General features: G+C 56.1%; 25 protein-coding genes. 8 read left to right on the top strand and 17 right to left on the bottom strand.

Annotated features, from left to right (window positions below):
• Nucleotides 1-3 precede the first annotated feature (3 nt).
• The gene (locus tag Z947_RS0102485; protein WP_025042732.1) at nucleotides 4-657 is read left to right on the top strand and encodes a MotE family protein; all 654 of its coding nucleotides are present in this window, start codon (nucleotides 4-6) and stop codon (nucleotides 655-657) included.
• 2 nt (nucleotides 658-659) lie between these two features.
• Here the strand turns inward: Z947_RS0102485 and flhB are convergent, their stop codons facing one another.
• The 8 genes from flhB to Z947_RS0102445 are packed head-to-tail and all read right to left on the bottom strand — an operon-like array spanning nucleotide 660 to nucleotide 6,854.
• A complete protein-coding gene (gene flhB / locus Z947_RS0102480) occupies nucleotides 660-1,787 on the bottom strand; it encodes a flagellar biosynthesis protein FlhB (RefSeq protein WP_025042731.1) in 1,128 nt (375 codons plus the stop codon).
• Nucleotides 1,788-1,789: 2 nt separating this feature from the next.
• Nucleotides 1,790-2,545: a flagellar biosynthetic protein FliR gene (locus tag Z947_RS0102475; RefSeq protein WP_025042730.1), complete on the bottom strand. Its 756-nt coding sequence runs from the start codon at nucleotides 2,543-2,545 to the stop codon at nucleotides 1,790-1,792.
• 3 nt (nucleotides 2,546-2,548) lie between these two features.
• Complete coding sequence (gene flhA / locus Z947_RS0102470) at nucleotides 2,549-4,651, bottom strand: flagellar biosynthesis protein FlhA (RefSeq protein WP_025042729.1); 2,103 nt, start codon at nucleotides 4,649-4,651, stop codon at nucleotides 2,549-2,551.
• Between the two features lies 1 nt (nucleotide 4,652).
• A complete protein-coding gene (locus Z947_RS0102465) occupies nucleotides 4,653-5,441 on the bottom strand; it encodes a lytic transglycosylase domain-containing protein (RefSeq protein WP_037938628.1) in 789 nt (262 codons plus the stop codon).
• 1 nt (nucleotide 5,442) lies between these two features.
• Nucleotides 5,443-5,712, bottom strand: coding sequence for a flagellar biosynthesis protein FliQ (fliQ, locus tag Z947_RS0102460; RefSeq protein ID WP_025042727.1), 270 nt, complete (start codon nucleotides 5,710-5,712; stop codon nucleotides 5,443-5,445).
• Between the two features lie 34 nt (nucleotides 5,713-5,746).
• Nucleotides 5,747-6,061 carry a flagellar hook-basal body complex protein FliE gene (gene fliE / locus Z947_RS0102455; RefSeq protein WP_025042726.1) on the bottom strand — a complete coding sequence of 105 codons (315 nt, stop codon included), beginning with the start codon at nucleotides 6,059-6,061 and terminating at the stop codon, nucleotides 5,747-5,749.
• A gap of 10 nt (nucleotides 6,062-6,071) precedes the next feature.
• Complete coding sequence (gene flgC / locus Z947_RS0102450; protein ID WP_025042725.1) at nucleotides 6,072-6,482, bottom strand: flagellar basal body rod protein FlgC; 411 nt, start codon at nucleotides 6,480-6,482, stop codon at nucleotides 6,072-6,074.
• A gap of 18 nt (nucleotides 6,483-6,500) precedes the next feature.
• Nucleotides 6,501-6,854: a flagellar basal body protein gene (locus Z947_RS0102445; protein WP_025042724.1), complete on the bottom strand. Its 354-nt coding sequence runs from the start codon at nucleotides 6,852-6,854 to the stop codon at nucleotides 6,501-6,503.
• Nucleotides 6,855-6,919: 65 nt separating this feature from the next.
• On the opposite strand from Z947_RS0102445, the gene Z947_RS0102440 reads away from it, so the two are divergent.
• Complete coding sequence (locus Z947_RS0102440) at nucleotides 6,920-8,317, top strand: FliI/YscN family ATPase (RefSeq protein ID WP_025042723.1); 1,398 nt, start codon at nucleotides 6,920-6,922, stop codon at nucleotides 8,315-8,317.
• A 103-nt stretch (nucleotides 8,318-8,420) separates the two neighbouring features.
• Here the strand turns inward: Z947_RS0102440 and Z947_RS0102435 are convergent, their stop codons facing one another.
• The 4 genes from Z947_RS0102435 to Z947_RS0102420 form a co-directional block, all read right to left on the bottom strand.
• Nucleotides 8,421-9,242, bottom strand: a complete 822-nt coding sequence (locus Z947_RS0102435; RefSeq protein ID WP_025042722.1) for a flagellin N-terminal helical domain-containing protein — start codon at nucleotides 9,240-9,242, stop codon at nucleotides 8,421-8,423.
• Nucleotides 9,243-9,371: 129 nt separating this feature from the next.
• Nucleotides 9,372-9,863, bottom strand: a complete 492-nt coding sequence (locus Z947_RS0102430) for a hypothetical protein (protein WP_025042721.1) — start codon at nucleotides 9,861-9,863, stop codon at nucleotides 9,372-9,374.
• Complete coding sequence (locus Z947_RS20750) at nucleotides 9,860-10,189, bottom strand: rod-binding protein (protein WP_025042720.1); 330 nt, start codon at nucleotides 10,187-10,189, stop codon at nucleotides 9,860-9,862. Before Z947_RS20750 ends, Z947_RS0102430 begins: the two co-directional genes overlap by 4 nt.
• Nucleotides 10,189-11,346, bottom strand: a complete 1,158-nt coding sequence (locus Z947_RS0102420) for a flagellar basal body P-ring protein FlgI (RefSeq protein ID WP_025042719.1) — start codon at nucleotides 11,344-11,346, stop codon at nucleotides 10,189-10,191. Before Z947_RS0102420 ends, Z947_RS20750 begins: the two co-directional genes overlap by 1 nt.
• 155 nt (nucleotides 11,347-11,501) lie before the next feature.
• Between Z947_RS0102420 and Z947_RS0102415 the strand changes: the two genes are divergently transcribed.
• A complete protein-coding gene (locus tag Z947_RS0102415) occupies nucleotides 11,502-12,206 on the top strand; it encodes a response regulator transcription factor (RefSeq protein ID WP_025042718.1) in 705 nt (234 codons plus the stop codon).
• Nucleotides 12,207-12,209: 3 nt separating this feature from the next.
• Here the strand turns inward: Z947_RS0102415 and Z947_RS0102410 are convergent, their stop codons facing one another.
• The 4 genes from Z947_RS0102410 to Z947_RS0102395 all read right to left on the bottom strand — a co-directional run bounded on the left by Z947_RS0102410 (nucleotide 12,210) and on the right by Z947_RS0102395 (nucleotide 17,963).
• Nucleotides 12,210-13,292, bottom strand: coding sequence for a flagellin (locus tag Z947_RS0102410; protein ID WP_025042717.1), 1,083 nt, complete (start codon nucleotides 13,290-13,292; stop codon nucleotides 12,210-12,212).
• Nucleotides 13,293-13,301: 9 nt separating this feature from the next.
• Entirely contained in the window at nucleotides 13,302-14,720 is a 1,419-nt protein-coding gene (flgK, locus tag Z947_RS0102405; protein WP_025042716.1) for a flagellar hook-associated protein FlgK, read from the bottom strand.
• A gap of 22 nt (nucleotides 14,721-14,742) precedes the next feature.
• Nucleotides 14,743-16,044 (bottom strand): flagellar hook protein FlgE, encoded by a 1,302-nt coding sequence (locus Z947_RS0102400; RefSeq protein ID WP_025042715.1) that lies wholly within the window; start codon nucleotides 16,042-16,044, stop codon nucleotides 14,743-14,745.
• Between the two features lie 119 nt (nucleotides 16,045-16,163).
• Nucleotides 16,164-17,963 (bottom strand): hypothetical protein, encoded by a 1,800-nt coding sequence (locus Z947_RS0102395; RefSeq protein ID WP_025042714.1) that lies wholly within the window; start codon nucleotides 17,961-17,963, stop codon nucleotides 16,164-16,166.
• Nucleotides 17,964-18,081: 118 nt separating this feature from the next.
• On the opposite strand from Z947_RS0102395, the gene Z947_RS0102390 reads away from it, so the two are divergent.
• Genes Z947_RS0102390 through Z947_RS0102370 form a run of 5 tightly spaced genes read left to right on the top strand, consistent with a single transcriptional unit; the run spans nucleotide 18,082 to nucleotide 21,534 of the window.
• Nucleotides 18,082-18,813, top strand: coding sequence for a flagellar hook basal-body protein (locus Z947_RS0102390; protein ID WP_025042713.1), 732 nt, complete (start codon nucleotides 18,082-18,084; stop codon nucleotides 18,811-18,813).
• 23 nt (nucleotides 18,814-18,836) lie between these two features.
• A complete protein-coding gene (gene flgG, locus Z947_RS0102385; RefSeq protein WP_025042712.1) occupies nucleotides 18,837-19,622 on the top strand; it encodes a flagellar basal-body rod protein FlgG in 786 nt (261 codons plus the stop codon).
• A complete protein-coding gene (gene flgA, locus Z947_RS0102380) occupies nucleotides 19,622-20,323 on the top strand; it encodes a flagellar basal body P-ring formation chaperone FlgA (RefSeq protein WP_240477503.1) in 702 nt (233 codons plus the stop codon). Before flgG ends, flgA begins: the two co-directional genes overlap by 1 nt.
• Complete coding sequence (locus Z947_RS0102375; protein WP_025042710.1) at nucleotides 20,320-21,057, top strand: flagellar basal body L-ring protein FlgH; 738 nt, start codon at nucleotides 20,320-20,322, stop codon at nucleotides 21,055-21,057. Before flgA ends, Z947_RS0102375 begins: the two co-directional genes overlap by 4 nt.
• Nucleotides 21,058-21,069: 12 nt before the next feature.
• Nucleotides 21,070-21,534, top strand: a complete 465-nt coding sequence (locus Z947_RS0102370; RefSeq protein ID WP_025042709.1) for a hypothetical protein — start codon at nucleotides 21,070-21,072, stop codon at nucleotides 21,532-21,534.
• Nucleotides 21,535-21,537: 3 nt separating this feature from the next.
• Here the strand turns inward: Z947_RS0102370 and Z947_RS0102365 are convergent, their stop codons facing one another.
• Nucleotides 21,538-22,209 (bottom strand): flagellar hook assembly protein FlgD, encoded by a 672-nt coding sequence (locus Z947_RS0102365; RefSeq protein WP_025042708.1) that lies wholly within the window; start codon nucleotides 22,207-22,209, stop codon nucleotides 21,538-21,540.
• Between the last annotated feature and the right edge of the window lie 6 nt (nucleotides 22,210-22,215).

Raw genomic sequence — 22,215 nt, 5'->3', positions numbered from 1 at the left:
GTCATGCGAAACCTGTTGAGCGGTAAGATGATCCTTGGCGGTTTGGGCGTCATGTTGTTTGCCAAGGCCGCGATGTCCTTTCCTGAACTCCCGTCATTGAAAGACGTGGCACCGGTTAGGGATATCGGTGTTGTCACAGCCGCAGGCAAGACCGAGGCCCCGGCGGAGTCGGCAACGGATTCACCGCCCTTGGTTGAAGGACTTATCGAGCCGACAGGAAACCTTGATACGCCCGAGGCGATTTTACGTTCGTTGACGCGGGAACGTGAATTGGTCGCGTTGCAAAAGGCAGAGATCGATAAACGGCAGGCTGAAATTGCTTTGGCCGAGGAGCGGTTGCGGGTTGAACGCGCATCGCTGACAGAGTTGAAGACCTCTATCGAAACGCTACTGGCGCAGGTCGAAGCGTCACAGACCGATGATCTGGAGCGGTTGATTGCGTTCTACAAAAACATGAAACCTGCTGATGCCGCACGGATCATTGACGATCTGGACATCGAGACAACCATCATGATCCTTGGCACGATGAATCCGCGTATTGCCGCGCCGATTATGGCCAAGGTATCGCCTGTTCGGGCGCGGGCTGTGTCCAAGATTATTCTGGAACGGTCGCAACTGCCCGGAGATCAGGACCTGACAGGTATCAAGCTGAACTAAACCTAAACCGGACGGGTCCGTAAAACCGATCCTTCCGGTGCGACATGGGGTTTGTTTTCCTTCAGCGCAAAGACAAAGCTGATGATCTCGGCCACGATTTCCCAATGTTCGACGGGCACCGCCTGATCAATCTCGACCGTGTCAAAAAGCAGTCGGGCAAGTGGTTTGTTTTCCACAATCGGAATGTCGTGTTCAAACGCAACTTCGCGGATACGCAGGGCGACTAGATCAGCGCCTTTCGCGATACACACGGGTGCCATGTCGGTGTCGGGATCATATTTCAGCGCCACGGAATAATGCGTGGGGTTGGTCAGGATCACATTGGCAATCGGCACTACAGCTAGGGTCCGCTGACGCGACAGCTCACGCCGACGGCGTGCCCGCTGATTGCGAATCTCGGGGGATCCTTCGCTTTCCTTCATCTCGTCACGCAGGTCTTTCTGGCTCATGCGTTGCTTTTTGCGCCAGTCGAAACGGCGCCACAGGATGTCGGCAATCGCGACAGGCACCAGAAATAATGCGGCGGCCAGCAGCAGTTTCTGTGAGGCCGCAACAAGGTATCCGGGCAGGTATTCGGGTAAGAATCCGGACATCATCCAGACCCGTTGCACCGCTTCAAGTGTGACCCAGATTGCAAACCCGCCCACGGCAAATACCTTGACGATGCTTTTGACAAACTCCACCAGCGAGTTGGCCGAAAACAGGCGTTTGAGCCCCTGCGCGGGGGAAAGCTTTGATAGCTTGGGGCGGATGCGTTCAAAGGAGATCACGGTCTCGCCCTGAATGGCCGCACCTATGGCGGCCCCTGCGAGCAAGACGGCGAACATCGGTGCAATGGCGATGACGATACTCAGAGAAAAGTCGCTCATGATTTCACCCAGACGGGTGACGCCGGTTGTTCCTGTATCCACCGTCAAAGTGGTGGATTGTTCGATCAACGCAAACAAGGCATCCATCACCTTGGGTGTCTGGACTGGCAACACAAACGCAATGATACCCAACAGCGCCAGAACCACGACCATGTTCCCGGTCTCTTTCGAGGAAGGCACATCGCCTTTCTTGCGGGCGTCCTGAAGCTTCTTTTCGGTGGGTTCTAGGGTCTTTTCTGTGCTGTCGTTGTTCTCTGCCATGCTCAGAACTTAAACCCGCCGAGCCACGCGCGGAACTCCGATATGTAGAAATCAAGAATTGTCGGCATGGAGACCGCAAGGATCAACAGGCCCGCGCCGATCAACAAGGGTGCTGCGACAAAAAACACCGGAAGCTGTGGCATCACGCGGTTGGCCAGACCCATGCCAAGGTTCAATACCACCCCCATGATAAAGAACGGGGCGGCGATGGCGGTTCCGATATACAGGCTTTGGCCCGCGGCCCTGAGAATCTGGTCGGTCATATCAATGATCATAATCTGACCGGGTGGGAAAATCACATAGCTGGACAGCAAAGCGCGCAAAATGATGTGGTGCGTGTCGGTGACAAAGATCATGGCAACAGCCGAGATCAGCATCAAGGTTGCCACCATCGTTGCGCCCTCGAACGATCCGAAGGACGGCCCGAAAGCATTGGCCAAACCGGAAACCTGCCCCGCCTGAAACCCCGCAAATTGCAGCGCGGACAGAATGATGCGGGCGCTCAGCCCGATCCACAAACCGATGGTGATTTCGACAGCTAGCAAAAGCAGAACAGCAACGGGGGCGGTGGGCATCACAGCCTGCACAGGCGTCATTGGCAAAAGCGCGGCACAGAGTACCACGGCAAAAGACAGGCGCGCACGGACAGGAATCTGCACCTCGCCAAAGGCGGGCATAAAAATCAACGCGGATCCGAGACGGGCAAACACAACGAGGTAGGAAAAGAACAGCGAGCTGATGAAGGTATCAAGGGGCATCGGTCATTGCCCGACTGTACCAACCGTGCGCAACGACGCTTTGCGGTGGACTTCGTTGTGGGAAATCACTTGGGTCATCGGGCTGACACGTTCCAGAATCGAGCGCACATAAGGGCGCGCGCGCGGCGTGACCAGAATGGCTGGCCATTCGTCAGCGGAAGAAAATTTCTGGATTTCCTTGCGCATCTCAAGAACAAATTCCTGTACCCGTGTGGGTGACATCAAAAAGGTTTCTTCGCCGTTGGTGGTTGAGATGGCATTGATCAATTCGCTTTCCCAAGAACCGCCCAGATTGATCACAGGCACATAGCCCTGCGCATCGACAAGCGCGTGACAAATCTGCTTCGCCAGCTTGCCCCGTGCGTGTTCGATAACGGTGCGTATGTTCTTGGTGTTGGCGGTTGCTTCGGCCACGGCTTCGATGATCTTTGGAAGGTTGCGAATGGAAACCCGTTCGGCCAACAGCGCTTGCAACACATGTTGCAATGTCACCGCAGGGTTGTTGTTGGAGCTGTCCGCCAACAGTTTTTGATAATCTTTTTCCTGCCCTTCAATCAGTTCCTGCGTGGCCGCATAGGTCAGGATTTCGGGCATGTGTTCCTTGATCACCTCGGTCAGGTGGGTGGTGATCACGCTTTCTGGGTCCACAACGGTCAGGCCTTGCAACTCGGCTTCCGATGCGCGGGCCTCATCCACCCAAATCGCTTCCAATCCGAACGTTGGTTCACGGGTGCGTTTGCCGGGCAGGTCGATTTCTTCGCCGGTGGGGTTGATGACCATCATCATGTTCGGGTCCACCTCGCCGCGTGCGGCCTCGACGCCTTGCAGGGAGATCGAATAGGTCATCTGTGGCAGATCGGTATCGTCCTTGATGCGCACCATGGGTAGGACGAAACCGAAATCCTTGATAAACAACGACCGCAGGCTTTTGACCTTGCCGGGTAGGGCGGCGTTGTTTGATGTGATCATCGGCACCAGTGCCGTTCCAAGGTCAAGGCGCACATCATCGACGCGCAACATCTCTGACATGCTGTCTTCCTGCGGCGCTTGCGCGGCCTCGCTGTCTTTTTCGACCTGTTTTGCCTTTGCCTCATTCTCGGCCGCCTGTCCTTGCATGCTATATCCGAAAGCGGCCAGTCCAACAGACATGGGCAGAAAGATGAACAGCGGGAAACCGGGCAGCCAGCCAATGCAGAATGTCAGGACCGCCGCCATATAAAGCGCTTTGGGAAAGTTGCTGAGTTGGCCCAGAACCGCCACGTTCGCAGCACCATGTGTACCGCTTTTGGTGACCAGAAGACCCGCGGCAAGTGAGACGATCAGCGCAGGAATTTGGGTGACCAGACCATCGCCGATGGTCAGGACGGTGTAATTGCTCATCGCTTGGCCGACGCTCAGATCGTGGCTCATCATGCCGATCAGAATGCCGCCGAACACATTGATCAGCGTGATGATCAGACCCGCAACCGCATCCCCGCGCACGAACTTGGAGGCACCGTCCATCGCGCCGAAGAACGAGCTTTCTTCCTCGACGGTTTTACGGCGCAGCTTGGCGTCTTGTTCCGTGATGGCACCTGCCGCCAGATCGGCGTCAATCGCCATCTGTTTGCCGGGCATCGCATCAAGCGAAAACCGTGCAGCGACTTCGGCGATGCGGGTCGACCCCTTGGTGATGACGATAAAGTTGATGATCACAAGGATGGTGAACACAATGATCCCGATGACAAAATCACCACCGACAATGAACCGCGCAAACCCTTCGATCACATTCCCGGCGGCCCCGGGCCCATTGTGCCCTTCGCTCAGGATCAGCCGTGTCGATGACACGTTCAACGCCAGCCGCAGCATGGTCACCACGAGCAAAAGCGTCGGGAAAGAGTTGAATTCAAGCGGCGTACCGATCCACAGCGCCACCATGAGGATCAAGACAGAAAGCGACAAGGATATCGCCAGACCCAGATCCAGAAAGAACGGGGGCAGGGGGACAAATAGCATGCCCAGAATAAGCACAACGCCAATGGCAAACCCGATGTCGCGGTTGTTATGCCCTAACTTCAACAGGCCGCTTAGTTGAAACCCGCCTGTGTTGGTGTCGTTCACAGCCATCTCAATCGGCCTGTTCATAGTCGGGCAACACGGCCTGTAAGGGCGAGGCTGAATAGATCGACATGACATTGCGCGAAACGCCCTGCGACCCTGTCATATCAGAGGTCCAATTGACGGCCGGCGCATACCACGGCGCGGCCGTTACGGCTGTTGCTTGGGTGGGGGCGTTTTGTTTTGCAAAATGGACCTGGTGCCTGTTCGCGAGTTTCTGGTTTTTGCCAAGCTTGCGCAGGTAAACAGATTTGTAGCTTTCGGTGGACGAATGATAGCGGCCAGCCGCCTGCCACCAGTCGCGGGTTTCGCGGTAAAGGCTCAACAAAAAACGCGCCGCATAATCGACGTTCGATTTGGGATCTGTCGCTTCCTCAAGGGAGGCGAACTGGCGGGCATGCCATTTCTGGTTGATTTGCATACAGCCGACATCAACCGAACGCGTCCCCGACGCTTGGGTTTGGCGCACCCATGCTTCCAAATCTTGCTTGGAGTCGAAAAAGACGCCTTTGCCGCGGGCGTTCGCAGTCCATGGCCAAATGGCGATCTTTCCATCCACGCGCCGGCCTGCTTCCTGAATGCCAATGGCCAGCAGCAGGTTGTCGGGAATGTTATATCGGGCCTGTGCTTGCAGAATCTCGGTCATGCAGACGCTGGCATTCACCGGCGCGGCAGCGGCGGGCGCTTGCGTGACAGACGGACGGTAAAATCCGAGCCAGCCGCCGGATCCCTCGGCCTGCGCCGCGCCCGCCGTGAGGGCGAAGGCGATAACCACATATGTTGCGCGTGTCCGCCGCACCTTACACGCCACCATTTACGATAAGATCGAAAACGCGGTCCGTCAGTTGTGTTAGCGTGCCGAAAACGAACGGCAAGGATAGTGCGATGGTCACAAAGATAGCAGCGATCTTTGGCACGAAGGTAAGGGTCATTTCCTGAATCTGCGTCAGCGCCTGAAAGAACGCGATCACCAGACCGACGATAAGCGCAACCGCCAAGACAGGGGCGGACGACAATAACGTTGCAGTAAGCGTCTGGCGGATGATTTCGTAAGCTGCGACAGGTTCCACGGACTGGCCCTTGTGTTTATGCGACGGGAGGTCGTCAGATCGGCATGCGCATGATGTCTTGATAGGCTTCGACCAGCTTGTCACGCAGTGCCACGGAAACCTGAACAGTACTTTCCATGGCCATCGTTGCTTCGACCACCTGCTGCAAACCAGCCTGACCGTTCAGGCCGGCAATGGCCATCTGGTCGCCGGTGCGCACGGTCTCTACCGCTTGCGCTGCGGCATTCGAAACCATTGTGGAAAAATCAGCCGTGGCCGGATTTGCATCAGCCGGTTTCGGTTTGGTTTCTGCTGCCTTGGAATAGGCCGCTTGGACATAGGAGGACCGGATGGCCGCGAAATCTGACATCTGTTATCCCTTACTTCAACATATCGACAAGCTGGCTGCGCATGTCGCGGGCATTTTCCATCATCGACAGGTTCGCCTCGTAACTACGGGAGGCTTCGCGCATGTTGCTCATTTCAATCAACGGGTTAACGTTTGGAAGCTTGATGTATCCGTTTTCGTCTGCTGCCGGATGGGAGGGGTCAAAACGCAGCTCGAAGGCGCTTTCATCCCGTCCAATGTCGCCGGATTCGACAATCGCGGCACCTGTGCGACTGTCGGTGGAGGACTCAAACGACATGGTTTTGCGCTGATAGGGATCGCCCCCCGGTTGTTGCGCGGTCGAACTGGCGTTGGCCACGTTTTCGGACACCACGCGCAACCGGTCTGCCTGGGCGCGCATGCCGCTGGCGGCGGTTGTTCCGATACTGCTGAGAGGATCCATCTTGCGTTCTCCTTAAGCTTACCGGCGACCGGCGACCGTATAGAGCATCTCATGTGCTTTGCGGTACAGGTTCGCTGCAATTTTGAACTGCGAGGCGGTCGAGTTTGCTTCGATCATCTGTTCTTCGAGGATGATGTTGTTGCCCGACATATCCTCACCCCAGCTGACATCGGCGTCTTTGACTTGGGCGTCGGGCAGAACCTCGCCCGCGCGAATGCCGTTGAGGTAGCTGGCGAAACTTTCGACATCCTGCGCGCGTGCGCCGCTGACGTCTGCGTTGGCGATATTCTCTGAAACCACCTTTTGACGGTTCGCCAGCCATTGCAGGCGCTGGGGTGCCAGATCAAAGAGAGATGTCGGTTCGGTATTCATTGTGGACTCGCTATTTATCCTTGATCTATAACAAGGATAGAAAGATTAGGAAAGTTTTAAATCCCATGAAAACCTTCGCCAAAATGCAAGATGCTATCTATTCATCTTCTAGCGCGCGGACCATTGGCAGCACCAAAGCCATTGTCGGCCTGACCTTGACGGTTGGCGGGCTTGAGGCAGTTGCCGGCATTGGCAGTCGCTGTCGTGTGTTTGGTCGGAAGGGTATCGTCGACGGACAGGTTGTCGGCGCGCAGGAGGGTGATTTGTGCGTGCTGCCTTTCGGGGCGTGGGATGGCGTTGCCGTTGGTGACCCGGTCGAATTGATCGAGCTGGACGACATGGTTTATCCCGATGAAAGCTGGATCGGCACGGTTGTGGATGCCTTGGGGCGGCCCTTGTCCGATTATGACCGCGCGCCGCGGCCGCGCAAGAAAACCACCGGCGCAGCGCAGCCGCCCAAAGCGTTCGAGCGCAAACAGGTTGGCGAAAAGCTTGAGACGCAGATCAAATGTGTGGATGTGTTCACACCGCTGTGCCGTGGCCAGCGGATGGGAGTTTTTGCCGGTTCGGGTGTGGGAAAGTCGACGCTGATGGCGATGTTGGCGCGCAACACGGATGCGGATGTCATCGTGATCGGTCTGATCGGGGAACGTGGCCGCGAAGTTCAACAGTTCATCCGCGAGGATCTGGGCCCCGAAGGCATGGCCCGTGCAGTTGTCGTTGTGTCCACCGGCGACGAGGCACCGTTGCTGCGCAAGCAGGCGGCCCTGACGACAACTGCCATCGCCGAGTACTTTAAATCGCAAGGCAAGCAAGTGTTGCTGCTGCTCGACAGTGTGACCCGATTTGCCATGGCGCAACGTGAAATCGGCCTTGCCCGTGGCGAGCCGCCAACGCTGCGCGGCTACCCCCCGTCAGTGTTCAGCGAGTTACCACATCTGTTGGAACGTACGGGCCCCGGACGCGAAGGGGAGGGGGATATCACCGCGCTTTACACAGTTCTGGTGGATGGTGATGACATGAACGAACCCATTGCGGACGCCGTGCGCGGTATTGTGGATGGCCATCTGGTGCTGGATCGGCGGATCGCGGAACAGGGGCGTTTTCCGGCGATTGATTTGCAGAAATCACTGTCGCGGATGTTGCCGGGGTGTCATTCACCAGAAGAGTTCGAGATCACAAGAACGGCCCGTAAGGCATTGGGGCGTTATGCCGACATGGAAGACCTTATTCGATTGGGGGCCTACAAGCCTGGCTCGGACGTGGATACCGATCAGGCGGTTCTGCTGTTTCAAAAGGTCAGCCCGTTTTTGTCACAACAGCGCAGTGAGTGTAGCGCTGCCGGACAAAGCTTTGCCGAGATTTACCGGATGATCCTGGAAGCGGGCATCGACGACCCGCTTGCTGCGTTTTTTGAACAGCAAGACGCGCAAGCCGGCGCTGTCCCGGCGCATGCGCAATAAAACACCGGCCTGCCATAATGGAAGACCGGTGTTTCATAGGCTAGGATAGGTGCCGCGCCCTGATCTCGGGCGAGGCTTTTGCTTTAACTCAAGTCAGCCCGAATTAACGGAACAGGCTCAGGATGTTCTGTGGCGATTGGTTCGCAATCGAAAGCGATTGTGTCGCGAGCTGCTGCTGAACCTGATAGGCCTGCAGACGCGCTGCTTCTTCTTCCATGTTCGCGTCAACCATCGAACCCACACCGGAATCGAATGTATCGGTCAGGCTTTCAAGGAATACCATCTGGCCTTCAAGCGTGTTCTCTGTGATGCCCAAAGATGTTGCAGCGTCGATTGATGCCGCGAGCTGGGTTTCGACAGTTGCCAGATCGGCCTCAAGGTCGGTAGAGGTCGCCAGGTCGATGCCGTCCATTGCAGTCTGGATCGCCTGCAAGTCGACCGAGTTAAAGTCGATCGATGTTGTGGCGAACGAGCCGGAGGCACGTGAAACACCCGTTACAACAGTAACCGCTGCAACGCCTGTAACCAGATCGTCACCGTTAAAAGTAGACTGGTCGATGGCGGACTGCATGTTCAGAACCATTGCGTCAATTTCCAGCTGAACGTCAGCCGGATCAATACCGCCACTTTGTGCGAATGCAACGCGTTCGACGATTTGCTGGGACAGTTCCTTGACTGTTTCGGCGCCAAGGCGGGCAGTCGCAACGGAGTTTTTCGTTGCAGTCATGCCGTCATTCAGCGCTTTGAACATTGCGCTATCGCCCTTCATTGTCTCGGAAACCGAGAAATAAGCGGCGTTTTCTTTACCGGAACGGATCGACAGGCCGGTAGAGATACGGGTTTGGGTTTCGTTCAGATTGCGGTTCACGTCTGTAAGGGACGCGAGTGCGATCATGGCGGAGTTATTGGTGAGAATGGACGACATTTAATGTTCTCCTTGGTTCTCTAGTCTTTTTCAGTCTTCTGACTGAGGCGGGCTTTAGGCCAGCAAGGAACATTTAGGAGCTGAGGTTAACGGAGGGTTAAAGAATGGCGCTTTTTGACGCGTGGCCCTTCAAAACTCCCGATTTATCTCTTGTTTTCCGCTGGCGTTCGCCCCCATCTTTCGGCCCGACTTGCCGTACAGCCCGCCCAAGCTGTTGCGATTGCTTACCTTATCGACTTCACGCAGGATCGTTCGGGCGGCGACCGCCATGCGTGACAACATTGCGCCATCTTCCTCGATATATTTCTTGAGATCGCCAAGGTGCTCTTTGATTTTAAGTTTTCGGGCAAATTCGTGGTGAAGGAACGGTTCAACCAAAGGGGTCCGAAGCTCAAGCCATTTCAGCACTTTTGACTTTTCCTCAAAGACGTTGCTGATGACTTCCAATTCACCATTGTTGATCGCGGTAATTTCCTTGCGCAGGATCGCAACCGTTTCCTGAATCTTGCCAACATATGCGTCAAGATTTGCCTCGTCTTCTGCGGTCAGCGTCATCGGCGTCTCTGATTGGCCGTCGATTGCCGGTCTCTCGCCAAAACGGAATTTCTTTCTGGGGGTCATGTGCCGGACCTCTCGACAGGTGTTTGTGGTTTCGCTGCGCTGGTGTAGGCATCCATCATTTGCTCGACACTGCCGGCCAGTCCCAGACCGCCCTGTTCAACCAGATGTTTGGCAACCGCTTCGGACATGAAAGACCGCCACATTTCGGCTTGATCCTTGCCGCCAAACGCGGTCTCGCCTGCGGTCTTCATCATTTCATCTACAAACTGCGTGAGGAACACGGCTTCGAAATTCTTGGCGGTTTCGGTGGAGCGTGCCTGCTCAATCGCGGCTTTGGTCAATGCGGGCTGTGGCCCTTGTGCCAAGAGGGATGTGAGATCGCTCATCAGATGATCTCCAGATCTGCATGCAGGGCACCGGCGGCCTTGATCGCTTGTAGGATCGCAATGGTTTGCCGCGCACTGACCCCAATCGCGTTCAACCCGTTCACCAGTTCTTGCAGGCTGACATCGCCCTGCAAGATGGTAAAGCTGCCGTCCCTTTCTTCGATGTCGATTTCGGTTTCTGGCACGACAACGGTTGATCCGCCAATCTGGATCGGGGCACCGGTGACCACAGCCGTGTTGCCACCAAAACTGACCGGACCCGGCTGGCTGACCTGAAAGTTCTCTTGCACGCGCACAGTCAAACCGCCCTGACTGATCGCGACCTGCGCAATGCGGACATCGGCCCCCATCACAATGGTGCCGGACTTTTCGTCAACGACAACCCGCGCAACCGCATCAGGTGTAAGCGTCAGGTTCTCGACTGCCATGATGGTGTCGGCCACATTGCTTTTGCCGTTTACCCACACCTCAACGGTACCAGAATCCAGCACTTCGGCGGATTGGGGGCCCAGCTTGGCAACGATGGCTTCGCGCATCCGGTCTGCTGTGGTGAAATCGGGGTCGCGCAGGGCGATGCGGATGCTGTCCAGTTGGAACAGGTTAAAATCAATCTCCTGCTCTACAATCGCCCCGTTTTCGATTTTTGCGATGGTTGGCACGCCTTCGACAACGCTGGCGGCATTGCCGTCGACCCGGTAACCCGAGGTCGCGACAGCACCCTGCGCCACAGCGTAAACTGCGCCGTCGGCACCGGTGAGTGGTGTCACCAGCAAGGTACCGCCGCGCAGGCTGGTGGCATCGCCCAATGAGGAAACCGTGATATCAATTGGCGACCCGCGCCGCGCAAATGGTGGTAGTTTGGCGGTTACCATGACCGCTGCCGTGTTCTTGGTCTTGAGGTCCGATCCCTCAAGGTTGGCCACACCCAGACGTTCAAGCATGCCGCGAATGGATTCACGGGTGAAGGGGCTTGAGTTCAGCTTGTCGCCTGACCCCAAAAGCCCCACCACCAAACCGTAGCCGATCAGGTGGTTTTCACGCACGCCTTCAAAGTTCGCGATATCCTTGATCCGTACTTCCGCGCTGGCAAGATGGGGCGCGAACGAAAGCGCACCGATCACAACCGCCTGCCAGAATGTTCTGCTAAAATCCCGCATCCACTTAACCCCGTACCCGCAAGAACAGGCGTTGATAGTAATTCTATGTTTGCCTGCTAGTGTTTAACCTAGAATTAATCCACTATTTAATCATTGTAAAGAAAATCTATACTTGATATTCAGCAAGGATAGAAAGCACAGGGGTTGGCAAACATATGAAAGCGTATGTTTACGAACAGCAAGAAGAGCGTCGCGTCGGTTTGGCGTCGGAATTGCGCAATGCGGGGATTGATCCGCAGTTTGTAGGAAGCGACTTTTTTGCCTCCGGTCTTGGTATTTTGACGCAGCAAGGCCAAAAGAACCGTGCCATTTTACTGAGTGAATGCGATGAACTGCGCGAACATATTCGCGCGCTCAGGATGGCGAAATGCGTCAGCCCGATCATCGTTTTCCGGAACTTTCGCAATTCGCAAGATACCGCCAGCTTGCTTGATCTCGGGGCGGACGACGTGATGGTCAGCCCGATCAGGGGTGCCGAAGTTGTGTCGCGGATGAACTCGGTTATCCGGCGGCTGTATGGCCATGCAGCGGACAGCATCGTTATGGGCGAACTGACGGCCTATTTCGACGGGCGCGATCCGATTATCTCCGGCAGCCGGATCAAGCTGTCCAAGCGGGAGCATTCAGTTTTCCAGCATCTCGCGTTGAATTCGAACAAGGTGATCTCGAAGGACGCGATCTATGACGCGGTCTACGGGTCAAGCATTGATCAGCCCTTTGACAAGATCATCGACGTTTATATTTGCAAGCTGCGCAAGAAAATCGCCGCAGCATCCGAAAGCGGTTGGCAATATATCGAAACCGTACAAGGGCGCGGCTACCGGCTTATGTTGCCCGAGACCATTTCGAAAGCCGGTTAACCGCTATCTCAGGAAGTTCAGGATCGACAGGCCGGAAAGGCGGGATGTCACCTCGTAACTCGCCTGAAGCTGGATTTCCAGACTTTGTACCCGCGTGGCCGCCTCATAAGGATCGACGTTTTCGTAGGTGCCAATTTGGGTGCGCTGGATCAGGGATACATCGGTCAACTGGGTCTGTGCCGTCTCGATGATTTGCTGGGTGAAACCGATCTGCGACGATATCGTGATCATGCCGTCCTGCGCATTGCCTAGTGCCGTTATGACGCTGTCCATATATGTTGCATAGGCGTCTTCATCCATGGTGCTGACATCTGTGACCGCCAGCATTGAAAGCCCTTTGTATGCCTCGACAAAGGCGTCGTCGTTGGCTCGCACCCCATAGGACACTTGATGGCCGACGTTTACCCACGCCTTAAGCTGGTCATTAGGCTGCCCGCCCCCGTCTAGCGCCGGTGTGCCCTGATACATTGTGGCTTCGAAGTTTCTGTTGGGATTGCCGGCATCATTTGATGCAAAAGCAAGGTCGATCTGTCCTGCAAGCGCTGCAGCACTTGCGGCGTCAGTCGGCCCGCCCGCAAAGATTGACGCGATCGCATCCTCAGGGGACAGTCCGGTCGTGGCATTGGTTTGCGACCATTGCACCAGCGGGGCCGCTTCGGAATTCACCCCAGAAAACAGGTGGTCGCCGTTGTATTTTGTGTTCATCACCGCGACAAGTTTGTCGAGTGCAACAATCGCATCGCGCTGCAATGCTTCGGCGTTGATGTGGGGGCGTGACGCATTGGTAACAGCGCGTTCCAGCACCGAATTCACACTGTTGCGCGCGGTATCGACCGACAGCAGCATGGTTTCCAGCTTGTTGCCCAGAACATCGTTGGATTTCATGTAAGTCTGCGTATCAGCCTCGCGGGCGCGCAGTTTAATGGTGGAAACGGCGTTTGACCCCAGATCGGCAAAAATGTCCGCTTTGCGCCCGGTCGCCAGTTCCTGTCCGGCCCGCTGCAAGGCCAAGGTCGTGCTTTGCACATTCTGTCGGTTGAACATGCTGAATTGCAGGCTTGAAATATTGGTGATGCCGAATGTCATGCTAGTGCCTCATACCGCTGCGATTAAGGTATCAATCATATTCGATACCGTGGTCAGCACTCTTGAGTTTGCCGCATAGCTCTGCTCGATCAACAGTAAGCGCTGCATCTCGTCATCTATGTTCACGCCTTCGGCGTTGGCCCGCGTGCCATTGGCCATTTCAGCCGATGTTCGGGCGGCAAAGTAACTGTTTTCGGCGCGAACACGTTCGGTGGCTTGGTTGGTTACCATCTCGGCGGCGAAATCCTGCAAGGTGACGGTCGATGGGATGCCTGTATTTGCGGAAGCACCCATCGTCGTCGCGAACCCGTCGATAAAGCTGGCGATTTGGGTGGTTTCAGCGGCGGGACCCTGCGTGGTGGCGCTCATCCCGTCGCGCAGGCGCCAAACTTCGGCGTCGCCTGACATGGATACTTTTTCGTTCACCTGTAACCGGCTTGCCAAACCTTGCAGATTGGCCGGATCGAAAGGTATGCCATTGTCCGTGAACAGCCCGGCATCGCCCGGTGCCAAAGACGCATCTGCGGCCTCAAAAGTCTGGATCAAGCCACGGGCATATTCGTCAAGCTGGGAGTTGAATTGCGGAATGATCGTGCCCTTTAGCTCCGACAGACCCACCAAGCTGCCGTGCTGCAACCCGCGCACGCCGTCCTTGAAGGGGGTGATGTCCTGTTGACCGGCCATCAAGGTGCCATCGCCCGCGTTAAAAGTGACGTCCTGTACGGATTGCCCTTCGATTAACGCCGTGCCGCCGATTGTATAAACGCTGACCGTGCCCGAAGAAGAAAAGGAAACCCGCGTGTCGACGATACCCGAAATCTGATCGAGCAACCCGTCAATCTGTTCACTTACATCGGCGGAATTGGCCGACCCTGGAACGGTGGAAAGCTGTTTGGCATTAAGGTCCTGCAATTGGTACAGCGCTTGATTGAGGTCGGCGACCTCATAGCGCATTTCCATATCGACCTCGCTTAACGTCGTACCAAGGCTTGTGGCTGCCCCCCGCACCACTTGTGCCAGATCTTCTGCGGCAAAGGCGACGCCGGCCTGCGCCCCGTGAGAGGACGGCATGTTCACCAATGTGGTAAAACTGTTCTGAAAAGCGCTGAATTTATCCGCAGGCGATGTGCCGTCACCGGGCTGCCCCAGATAGGATGTGTAACGGCTTAACCCTTCATCAAGGGCTTGGTAGCGGGCCATCTTACCGGTTTCCAACTGTGACATCCGCTGCAATGACGCATCTACGTCCCGGCGGATGTCTGCAATTGTAACGCCATCTGCCCCGCTGGCCGTGGAAATCACCGACGCCGTGCGGCGCGTGTATCCGGGCGTTAACGCATTGGCCACGTTGTCTGCTGCAACGCTCGACAGGGTCTGCGTTGTGCGCAGCCCTGATGATGCGGAATTAAGTGCCCCTGTTAGACTCATGTCTTACTCCGGCATTAGAGAATTAGCGCTTGAGCCGCGCTGTTTCGTCCATCAATTCATCTACCGTTGTGATCACTTTGGCATTTGTCGAAAACGCGCGTTGTGCTTTGATGAGGTCGGTCATCTCTTGCGCGATGTCCACGTTTGATCCTTCAAGCGCGCCTGCGTTCAGGGCACCGACGGTTGATGAATTGGCTTTCAGCGCATTGAATGATCCGGTTTCGCCTGAAAGATTGTAAGCGTTGCCTTTTGCGGCGATCAAGCCGTTCGGATTCTCAACGATAGCGACCGGAATTTCATAAAGCGCACGGCGCATGCCGTTGTCGAAAATCCCGAATAGAACACCGTCCGCCGATATTTCGCTGCGCACCAATTCGCCCGCGCTGGACCCGTCACGGTCGAAAGACAGGCTGAAATCGCCGGCAAATTGGGTGATGCCATCAAACGTCCCCGGCGCGCCAAGTTCCAGTTCCAGCACTTGCGGCGTCGTTCCGTTATCGAGCGTCAGCGTTGCGATACCTGTGGCTGCGTCAAAGGCAAAATCGGCAGGTGCTGTCGCGGTGGATGTGATGGCGCTGTAGGACAGCGGTGACCCGGCTTCGGGGCCGGAATCGTTAAACTCGACCGTTACTGTGCCAAGCGGATCACCGTTTTGGTCCGAAAGCTCGAGATCCCAAATATTTGCCACAGATGTCGGTGACCAGGACTGGCCGATGCGCTGGCTTGCCCCCAAGGAGGAGAATATTTCGGAAGAAGTAAGGAAAGGGGCACCCGGTGTGGCAACGCCAGTGTCTTGTGATGGCAAGTTGCCGGATGCGGTGACGGAGGTTGTAACCCCCGCTGATATGTCGATGTTGCCGATGTTTACGGTTTCCATCTGGTCAAATGAACTGCGGTCGACCGACCCGATGGTCCCGTCCAATCCAAAAGGGTATCCGGCAAGGTAATACCCTGCGGCATTACGCAAATCGCCATTTTCGTCCGGCAGAAACGATCCGGCCCGCGTCAGCAGATAATTCGTCGCGATGGGATCGTTCGGGTTGATCGATACGGCAAAAAAACCGTTGCCACCAATGGCGAGATCGGTTGTTGACTGGGTTGAGATCAAGCCACCAGCAGAGGAAATATCAACTTCGTCAACAGCGGCGACGGATAAAACACCCTCTTTGTTGCCACCGGAGGCGGTCGTCGTAACCATATGTACAAAGCCGCGCCGGTATCCGATCGTGTTGGCATTTGCGATGTTTTCAGAGATGCTGCCGACTGCCTTGGAGTTAGCCTGAAGGCCACTCACGCCCGTCTGGAGTGCGCTTGAAATACTCATTATCCCGCCTTTTTTAACTTTTTTATTCTTGCCTCTTAACCACACTTAAAGAAGTGAAGTTTAAGGAGAGTTAAAGAAATGCAAAATATTGAACATTTAGAACTTGTTGAAGTGAGGTATTAATCTGATGTCCTTGGTGAAGCACTTGTATTCTTGATGGATTGGAACGCATCTTCGAGACTTTGAAGCCTATCCGCCGCTTTCTCCGCACTTAACGGAAGCAATTCCGCCGGATCAGCGTTCAGGCTTTGGGCCAATTCAACAAGGGATGCGGTGCTGGTCAGCTGCGGAAACGCCCGCGCGACTCTTCCAATTGTCGCCCCGTCACCCGACCGGTTGGCGGCGATAAGCAGTCTTGTGGCATCCTCAAAGGCAAACGCCCGTGGGTGATTGTCCCAGAGTTGTAGATATTGAACAACAGCATCATCCCATTGTTCGGCGTCAGAAAAAGCCATTCCCAAATCGCGCAAATGGGTTGGCGTTGGTGTTTTAACGGGCGTCTGCAATAGCGCCGGACTGTCGTTCAGGCCGGATAAGACCCGCGCCAACAAGGCGCTGTGCGCGTCCTTGTCCGCTTCCGTCATTGGCAAGCCCGCTTTGGTTAGGGTCTCGCGGGCTTGGGCGAACAGACCGGCCTGTCGTTGTGCATCTGCCAACTTGAGCGTCAGGCGGGTCAGGTCCGGTGTGTACTGCGGCGCATCGCGTCTTTCGATCTCTTGCATGGCGCGTCGATATTCTTTGGCGGCAAGATCAGTTGCGCCGAGTCCAAGAATATAATCTGCCAAGGCCTCGGTGTGTGCCGGAAAGTCGGGAAAGGAGCCATAGAGCGGCACCAATCCCAGATGCGCAGTCATCCAGTCTGACAGCAAATATTGGCCGCTGGTCCCTTTGGCATAAAGGCGCTTCAGCAGGTCTTGGGCCTGTTCCGTGGCGCTTGTGGCCTCGGGGGAATCGGAAAAGCGGGTCAGTAGTTTGCCGAGCGTCAAAAGCTGTTCGAGATCATTTTCGGTTGCCGCATAAAGGCGTGCCAGTCGTTTGATGATTTCCAGCTCAAACCGGTCCCCCCGCCATGCTTCTGCGCCATCTTGCAGGACACTCTGCGCGGCCAGCAAGGCACCGTCCCCGCCATCCCGCAAGGACATATCGGCCACCGCAAGTCGCGCCCGCGCTGCATATTGGTCCCAGCCTTCTGCGGCTTTGAAATATGCCTTTAGCGCTGATGACTCATTGCCGCGCCGTTCTTCGACCCGGCCTCGCAGGAAGTGACCTGTGGGTGCAGCCGCGAGGTCTGGCAATTCTTCCAGCAATTGAAGTCCGGCGGCGGCATGGGCGTGCTCGCCCAACTCTGTGGCTGCTTCGATAAAAACCGGCAACATTTGACGTAATGCCGCGCGTGATTGAAGCCCCAGCCCCGTAAAACTGTCGCGGATGTTGGTGCCAAGCAATCCTGCGTCAGCGGTTGCGATGGCTTGAAGGGCTGCCCAGAATGCACGGTCCGGCCGTTCCGGCTGATTGAGTGCAGAGGTTTGGAACTCCTCAACAGGCTGGCCCGATAGCAGAGCTGTTGCATGTTGCACGGCAAGCAAACGGCGTGTTTGCGCGGGTGTTGTCGGGGTGACACCATGCAGTGCTGTTTCGGCCTCGAAAAGAAGCATATGGGTCAGGAATATCTCTGCGATATCGAGCATGACCGCGTCTTTGGTTGCGCCATGTGCTGCACTTAACGCGCGGATAGCCCCCGATAGATCATTGTGAAAACTCGCGGTTCCCCAATGCTGAAGGTCAAGATCGCTGCGCCAGCCCTCTGCCCGTGTTGCTGCGATCGCCGGGGGGCTCGCAGCGGTTTTCGCACCCGCATATCCGGTCAGAGAGGCAAGGATTAAGCTTGCAAATACAGTGCGTGCTCTTGTTGGGCGCATTTGTTCTTGCTCAATACATTAAATCTTGCCTTAACCTTGTATTTGTGAAATTTTGTTTTTGCAACAGACTGCCATCTGAATGAATAAATTCGGTGCCTGCCCACCGGAGGAGACTGTCATGAGCAATATCGGTTATGTGTCGCTGTCTCAGGCGACAGCGCTTGAGCGTAGCATGAATATGACCGCTCATAATCTGGCGAACGCGTCGACCTCTGGGTACAAGGCGATCAACCCGCTGCTTGAATCTGTTGACAGTGCAGCGTCGTCGGATGGCATCAGCTATGTGGTGGACAAGGGTACGTATCTGGATCTGTCCAATGGCCCTCTGACGCCAACGGGAAACCCGCTTGATATAGCGGTCGCCAGCGAGGGTTGGTTCTCTTTCCAGCTTGATGGTGGCGAAACCGGTTACAGCCGTCACGGGCAATTTGTCGTTGATGTTGATGGCCAGCTCAAAACATCCACCGGCTTGCCCTTGCTTGATGCAGGCGGCGGGCCTGTCACCTTGCCCGATGATGTGGGGCAGGACGTCGTCATCACCACGGGCGGCACAATTACCGATCCCGAAGGCGCTGTTTTAGGCACCATCGGCGTTTTTAAAATCGAGCAAGAGGCGCGTATGACGCCTTTGGGTCGCGGCATGTATCAGCTCCCCCCGGACGCCGCGGCCCCACAACAGGTAGAAGACCCAAAGGTTAAACAGGGCTTTGTCGAAGGCAGCAATGTTCAGGCGATTTTGGAAATGACGCGTCTGATCGACATTCAGCGGGCGTACGAAAATTCGGTCAAGCTGATGACCGAAGATGACAGCCTCACCAAAACATCCATCCAACGATTAGGGCGCGTTTGACCGCGGGCGCATAGGAGCGACACATGAAAGCACTGGGAATTGCCGCGACGGGCATGTTGGCACAGCAGACCAACGTGGATGTCATTGCCAACAACATCGCCAACGCAAACACGACGGGCTTCAAAAGCGGGCGCGCTGCGTTTCAAGATTTGATCTATCAAAGCGTCAACAGCGCGGGGGCGCTGACGTCGGAGGAAGGCACTGCGCGTCCTGTCGGCACGGATATCGGGCTGGGCGTTCAGGCCGCCGGTGTGATCCGCCACAACACCCAAGGCGGGTTGGTTCAGACCGAAAACCAGCTTGATATGGCCATCGACGGCAACGGGTATTTCATCGTCAACCGGCCCGACGGCACGCAGGCCTATACCCGCGACGGGAATTTCCAGCTGAGCGGCGAAGGGCAGTTGGTGACGTTGAACGGGTACGAAGTCGAGCCGGCGATTGTGGTGCCGGAACTGACCCGTCAGGTTGAGATCAACCAGAACGGCGTTGTCATGGCCTATATCGAAAACGAAGCGGAGCCGGTTGAGCTGGGGCAGGTGACCTTGGCGACATTCCTGAATCAGGCTGGGCTAAAGCCGATGGGAGACAACCTTTTGGCGGCCACTCCAGCATCTGGCGAGCCGGTCGAGGCCACCCCTGGCGATCCCGGTGTTGGTGTGACGCGGCAGGGGTATCTGGAAAATTCCAACGTGAACATCATCCAGCAGATCACCGACCTTATTTCGGCCCAGCGGGCGTATGAGATGAACTCAAAGGCGATTGAAACCGCTGATCAGATCATGACCACAACCAACCAGATCAAGTGATGAAACCTTCTTTTACCTTTGTTTTGATGATGCGCGCTTTTTCGTCGATGATGGTGCTTGCCAGCCTGTGCCTGCTGACGTTGCCGGCGTCTGCGAATACGATGAAAGTTGCAGACCTGATCGAAGAACGGGCATTGTCGGCACTGGAACAACAGATCCCTGCAAACGGGCGCATCGACATTCGCATGGCCGAAGGGGCCATTCACGAAGGCGAGTTTATCAAGGAATTCTGGATTGATCCCGACAGCGGTCAGTTCATCGCGAATGTCGTCACCGCATATGGTGAAACCCACCGCGTTTGGGGCCTTGCGGTGATGACCGTTAAGGTGCCTGTGCCCGCACGCCGGATCATGCCCGAGGAAATCGTCACTGCCGATGATGTGACCCTTGTGGAAATGCCCCTGCAACGGGTCGGCACTTTCGCGATTGCGTCGGCCGAAAAGCTGGTCGGCCAACAGGTGCGCCGGATGTTGGTTGCGGGACGCCCCGTACCACGTCAATCCGTTATCCCGCCTGTCATCGTAAACCGCGGTGAAAAGGTAAAGATATTGCTAAGCTACGGTGGCCTTCAGCTTACCGCGGCGGGGCGTGCGATGGCGGATGCGCACGCTGGCCAAGAAATTCGGGTGGTAAACCTGTCGAGCAACAAGGCGATTTCCGCAATCGCAACCACCCCCGGCACCGTCGAGGTAACCCAGTGAACTTAGCCGCCCTTTCCCCCCGCATTCCCTTCGCTCTGGCGCTGTCATTGATCGGTCTGGCGGGGTGCGCACAATTTGAAGAAAACCGAAACCCCGAGGTGAGCAATCTGGTTCTTGACCCGTCAAACATGAACGAGGTGAACCGGATCAGCGTGCCAATGGCACCTGCGGCGATCAAGTTGCCGCCAAAGCGCGCCGAAGGGGCCAGCCTGTGGTCCAATACAACGACCAGCTATTTCACTGACCGGCGTGCCACGGATGTGGGCGATCTGGTGACGGTATTGATCGAAATTGACGACCGCGCGCAGTTGCAAAACAGATCGGGCCGCAGCCGTGGATCGAAACAGGAAGTCGGCGATCCCGATTTCCTGAACTTTGATTTGTCCACGGACAGTGGCAATATTCTTGATCTGGAAAGCAGTTCTGAGTCCAGCGGCGAGGGGTCGATCCGGCGCAACGAGGCGATCAGTTTGCGGGTTGCTGCCTTGATCATCGAAAAGTTGCCGAACGAAAATTACGTGATCGCTGGGCGCCAAGAGGTCAAGGTGAACTCGGAGTTGCGAGAGTTGCGCATTGCCGGGATCATTCGCGGGGCCGACATCAATGTGAACAATACCATTGATTACGATAAAGTCGCTGAAGCCCGGATATCTTACGGGGGGCGGGGCCAGATTTCTGCGGTCCAAAGCCCGCGCATCGGGGAGGACGTCCTTGAAGTTATCCTGCCTTACTAACCCAACTGTCTGATGCTGAAAATCCTGATCATGTTGGCGATGGTCGCGGGGGCAGGGGCCCTGGGCTATTTCGGTGAGCGTTTCGTGCGGGTGACGCAAGCTCCTGCGTCCACGGGGGCAAAGAAGGATGCGGACAGCGCGCTGTTGTACAAGATGCCGCTGGGCGGATTCACCGTTCAACTGCCGCGCGGCATTCAGACCTTGAACCTCAAATTCGATTTGGATGTCTATGTAATGGGCGCAACTGCGTTTCAGGAGATTAACGGTGCGGTCGGTCGTGCGCGTCTACGGGATGCGACCGTCGTGGCGATCGCTGATCTTGCGGGCTCCGATATTTCGTTTCACGATGTGATCACCGGCGAGGGCAATAAGGTTGCGCTGGCGGAAATGCTGGTGCGTAAACTATATGTGAATTTTCCGACAGTGCGTACTGCGCGGATCAACACGCTAATTTCCAACCTAAGCGCTGAGGGGTAGCGCTTAGCTCGCAGCCTGTATCGTGATGGAAGAGACAACTTCGCCCCCGCTCAGACCAAAGAAAATTTCACCTGCGTTGAACCGGACATCCTCTACGGTGGCGCTGCGTGACACGACGTTGGCCACCTTTGCACCGGCTGTATCAAGGGCCACAATCTCAACCGTATAGGCCCCTTCAAGCATCGGAGTGCCATCGTCATCCGTGCCGTCCCAGTCGAGCGGAATCTGCTGGCCCGCGGTCGTAGACAGTCCTTCAAGCGTGCGCACAACGCGGCCCAGCGGATCGGTGATACGGGCAGAGACATCAACCGCACCCGCGCCCAACACATAGGTTGAGTCGACGCTGCCGTTTTCCAGATCCATGACGTTTGACGTAATCGAAACCTCTCGACCCAGCAGATCGGTACCACCCATGTTCATCAGGGCGGACACCTGTGTGTTCAGTGTTTCCAACTGCGAATTGGTCTGCACGGCCTGCTCGACCTGCGACAGCTGTGCCAGCTGTGCAACGAACTGTGTGCTGTCGACCGGGGCGAGGGGATCTTGGTTGGAAATCTGCGCAGTCAGCAAGGTCAGAAACTTGTTATAGTCATCCCCAAGCTGGGACAGCGATGTGTTGCTGGCATTCGTTGTCGTCGCGCCGATGGTATCTATAAGGCTGGGATTGGTAAGCATGATCTG

It is taken from the genome of Sulfitobacter geojensis, from assembly GCF_000622325.1.
Taxonomy (GTDB): Bacteria; Pseudomonadota; Alphaproteobacteria; order Rhodobacterales; family Rhodobacteraceae; genus Sulfitobacter; species Sulfitobacter geojensis.
Note: the sequence above shows the minus strand (reverse complement) of the source record. Positions and strands in the feature narration are given on the sequence as shown.

Coding starts and splice junctions, on each gene's coding strand:
- Z947_RS0102485 (WP_025042732.1), top strand. CDS start 4: ATGCGAAACCTGTTGAGCGGTAAGATGATCCTTGGCGGTTTGGGCGTC.
- flhB (WP_025042731.1), bottom strand. CDS start 1,787: ATGGCAGAGAACAACGACAGCACAGAAAAGACCCTAGAACCCACCGAA.
- Z947_RS0102475 (WP_025042730.1), bottom strand. CDS start 2,545: ATGCCCCTTGATACCTTCATCAGCTCGCTGTTCTTTTCCTACCTCGTT.
- flhA (WP_025042729.1), bottom strand. CDS start 4,651: ATGGCTGTGAACGACACCAACACAGGCGGGTTTCAACTAAGCGGCCTG.
- fliE (WP_025042726.1), bottom strand. CDS start 6,061: ATGTCAGATTTCGCGGCCATCCGGTCCTCCTATGTCCAAGCGGCCTAT.
- flgC (WP_025042725.1), bottom strand. CDS start 6,482: ATGGATCCTCTCAGCAGTATCGGAACAACCGCCGCCAGCGGCATGCGC.
- Z947_RS0102445 (WP_025042724.1), bottom strand. CDS start 6,854: ATGAATACCGAACCGACATCTCTCTTTGATCTGGCACCCCAGCGCCTG.
- Z947_RS0102440 (WP_025042723.1), top strand. CDS start 6,920: ATGAAAACCTTCGCCAAAATGCAAGATGCTATCTATTCATCTTCTAGC.
- Z947_RS0102435 (WP_025042722.1), bottom strand. CDS start 9,242: ATGTCGTCCATTCTCACCAATAACTCCGCCATGATCGCACTCGCGTCC.
- Z947_RS0102430 (WP_025042721.1), bottom strand. CDS start 9,863: ATGACCCCCAGAAAGAAATTCCGTTTTGGCGAGAGACCGGCAATCGAC.
- Z947_RS20750 (WP_025042720.1), bottom strand. CDS start 10,189: ATGAGCGATCTCACATCCCTCTTGGCACAAGGGCCACAGCCCGCATTG.
- Z947_RS0102420 (WP_025042719.1), bottom strand. CDS start 11,346: ATGCGGGATTTTAGCAGAACATTCTGGCAGGCGGTTGTGATCGGTGCG.
- Z947_RS0102415 (WP_025042718.1), top strand. CDS start 11,502: ATGAAAGCGTATGTTTACGAACAGCAAGAAGAGCGTCGCGTCGGTTTG.
- Z947_RS0102410 (WP_025042717.1), bottom strand. CDS start 13,292: ATGACATTCGGCATCACCAATATTTCAAGCCTGCAATTCAGCATGTTC.
- flgK (WP_025042716.1), bottom strand. CDS start 14,720: ATGAGTCTAACAGGGGCACTTAATTCCGCATCATCAGGGCTGCGCACA.
- Z947_RS0102400 (WP_025042715.1), bottom strand. CDS start 16,044: ATGAGTATTTCAAGCGCACTCCAGACGGGCGTGAGTGGCCTTCAGGCT.
- Z947_RS0102395 (WP_025042714.1), bottom strand. CDS start 17,963: ATGCGCCCAACAAGAGCACGCACTGTATTTGCAAGCTTAATCCTTGCC.
- Z947_RS0102390 (WP_025042713.1), top strand. CDS start 18,082: ATGAGCAATATCGGTTATGTGTCGCTGTCTCAGGCGACAGCGCTTGAG.
- flgG (WP_025042712.1), top strand. CDS start 18,837: ATGAAAGCACTGGGAATTGCCGCGACGGGCATGTTGGCACAGCAGACC.
- flgA (WP_240477503.1), top strand. CDS start 19,622: ATGAAACCTTCTTTTACCTTTGTTTTGATGATGCGCGCTTTTTCGTCG.
- Z947_RS0102370 (WP_025042709.1), top strand. CDS start 21,070: ATGCTGAAAATCCTGATCATGTTGGCGATGGTCGCGGGGGCAGGGGCC.
- Z947_RS0102365 (WP_025042708.1), bottom strand. CDS start 22,209: ATGCTTACCAATCCCAGCCTTATAGATACCATCGGCGCGACGACAACG.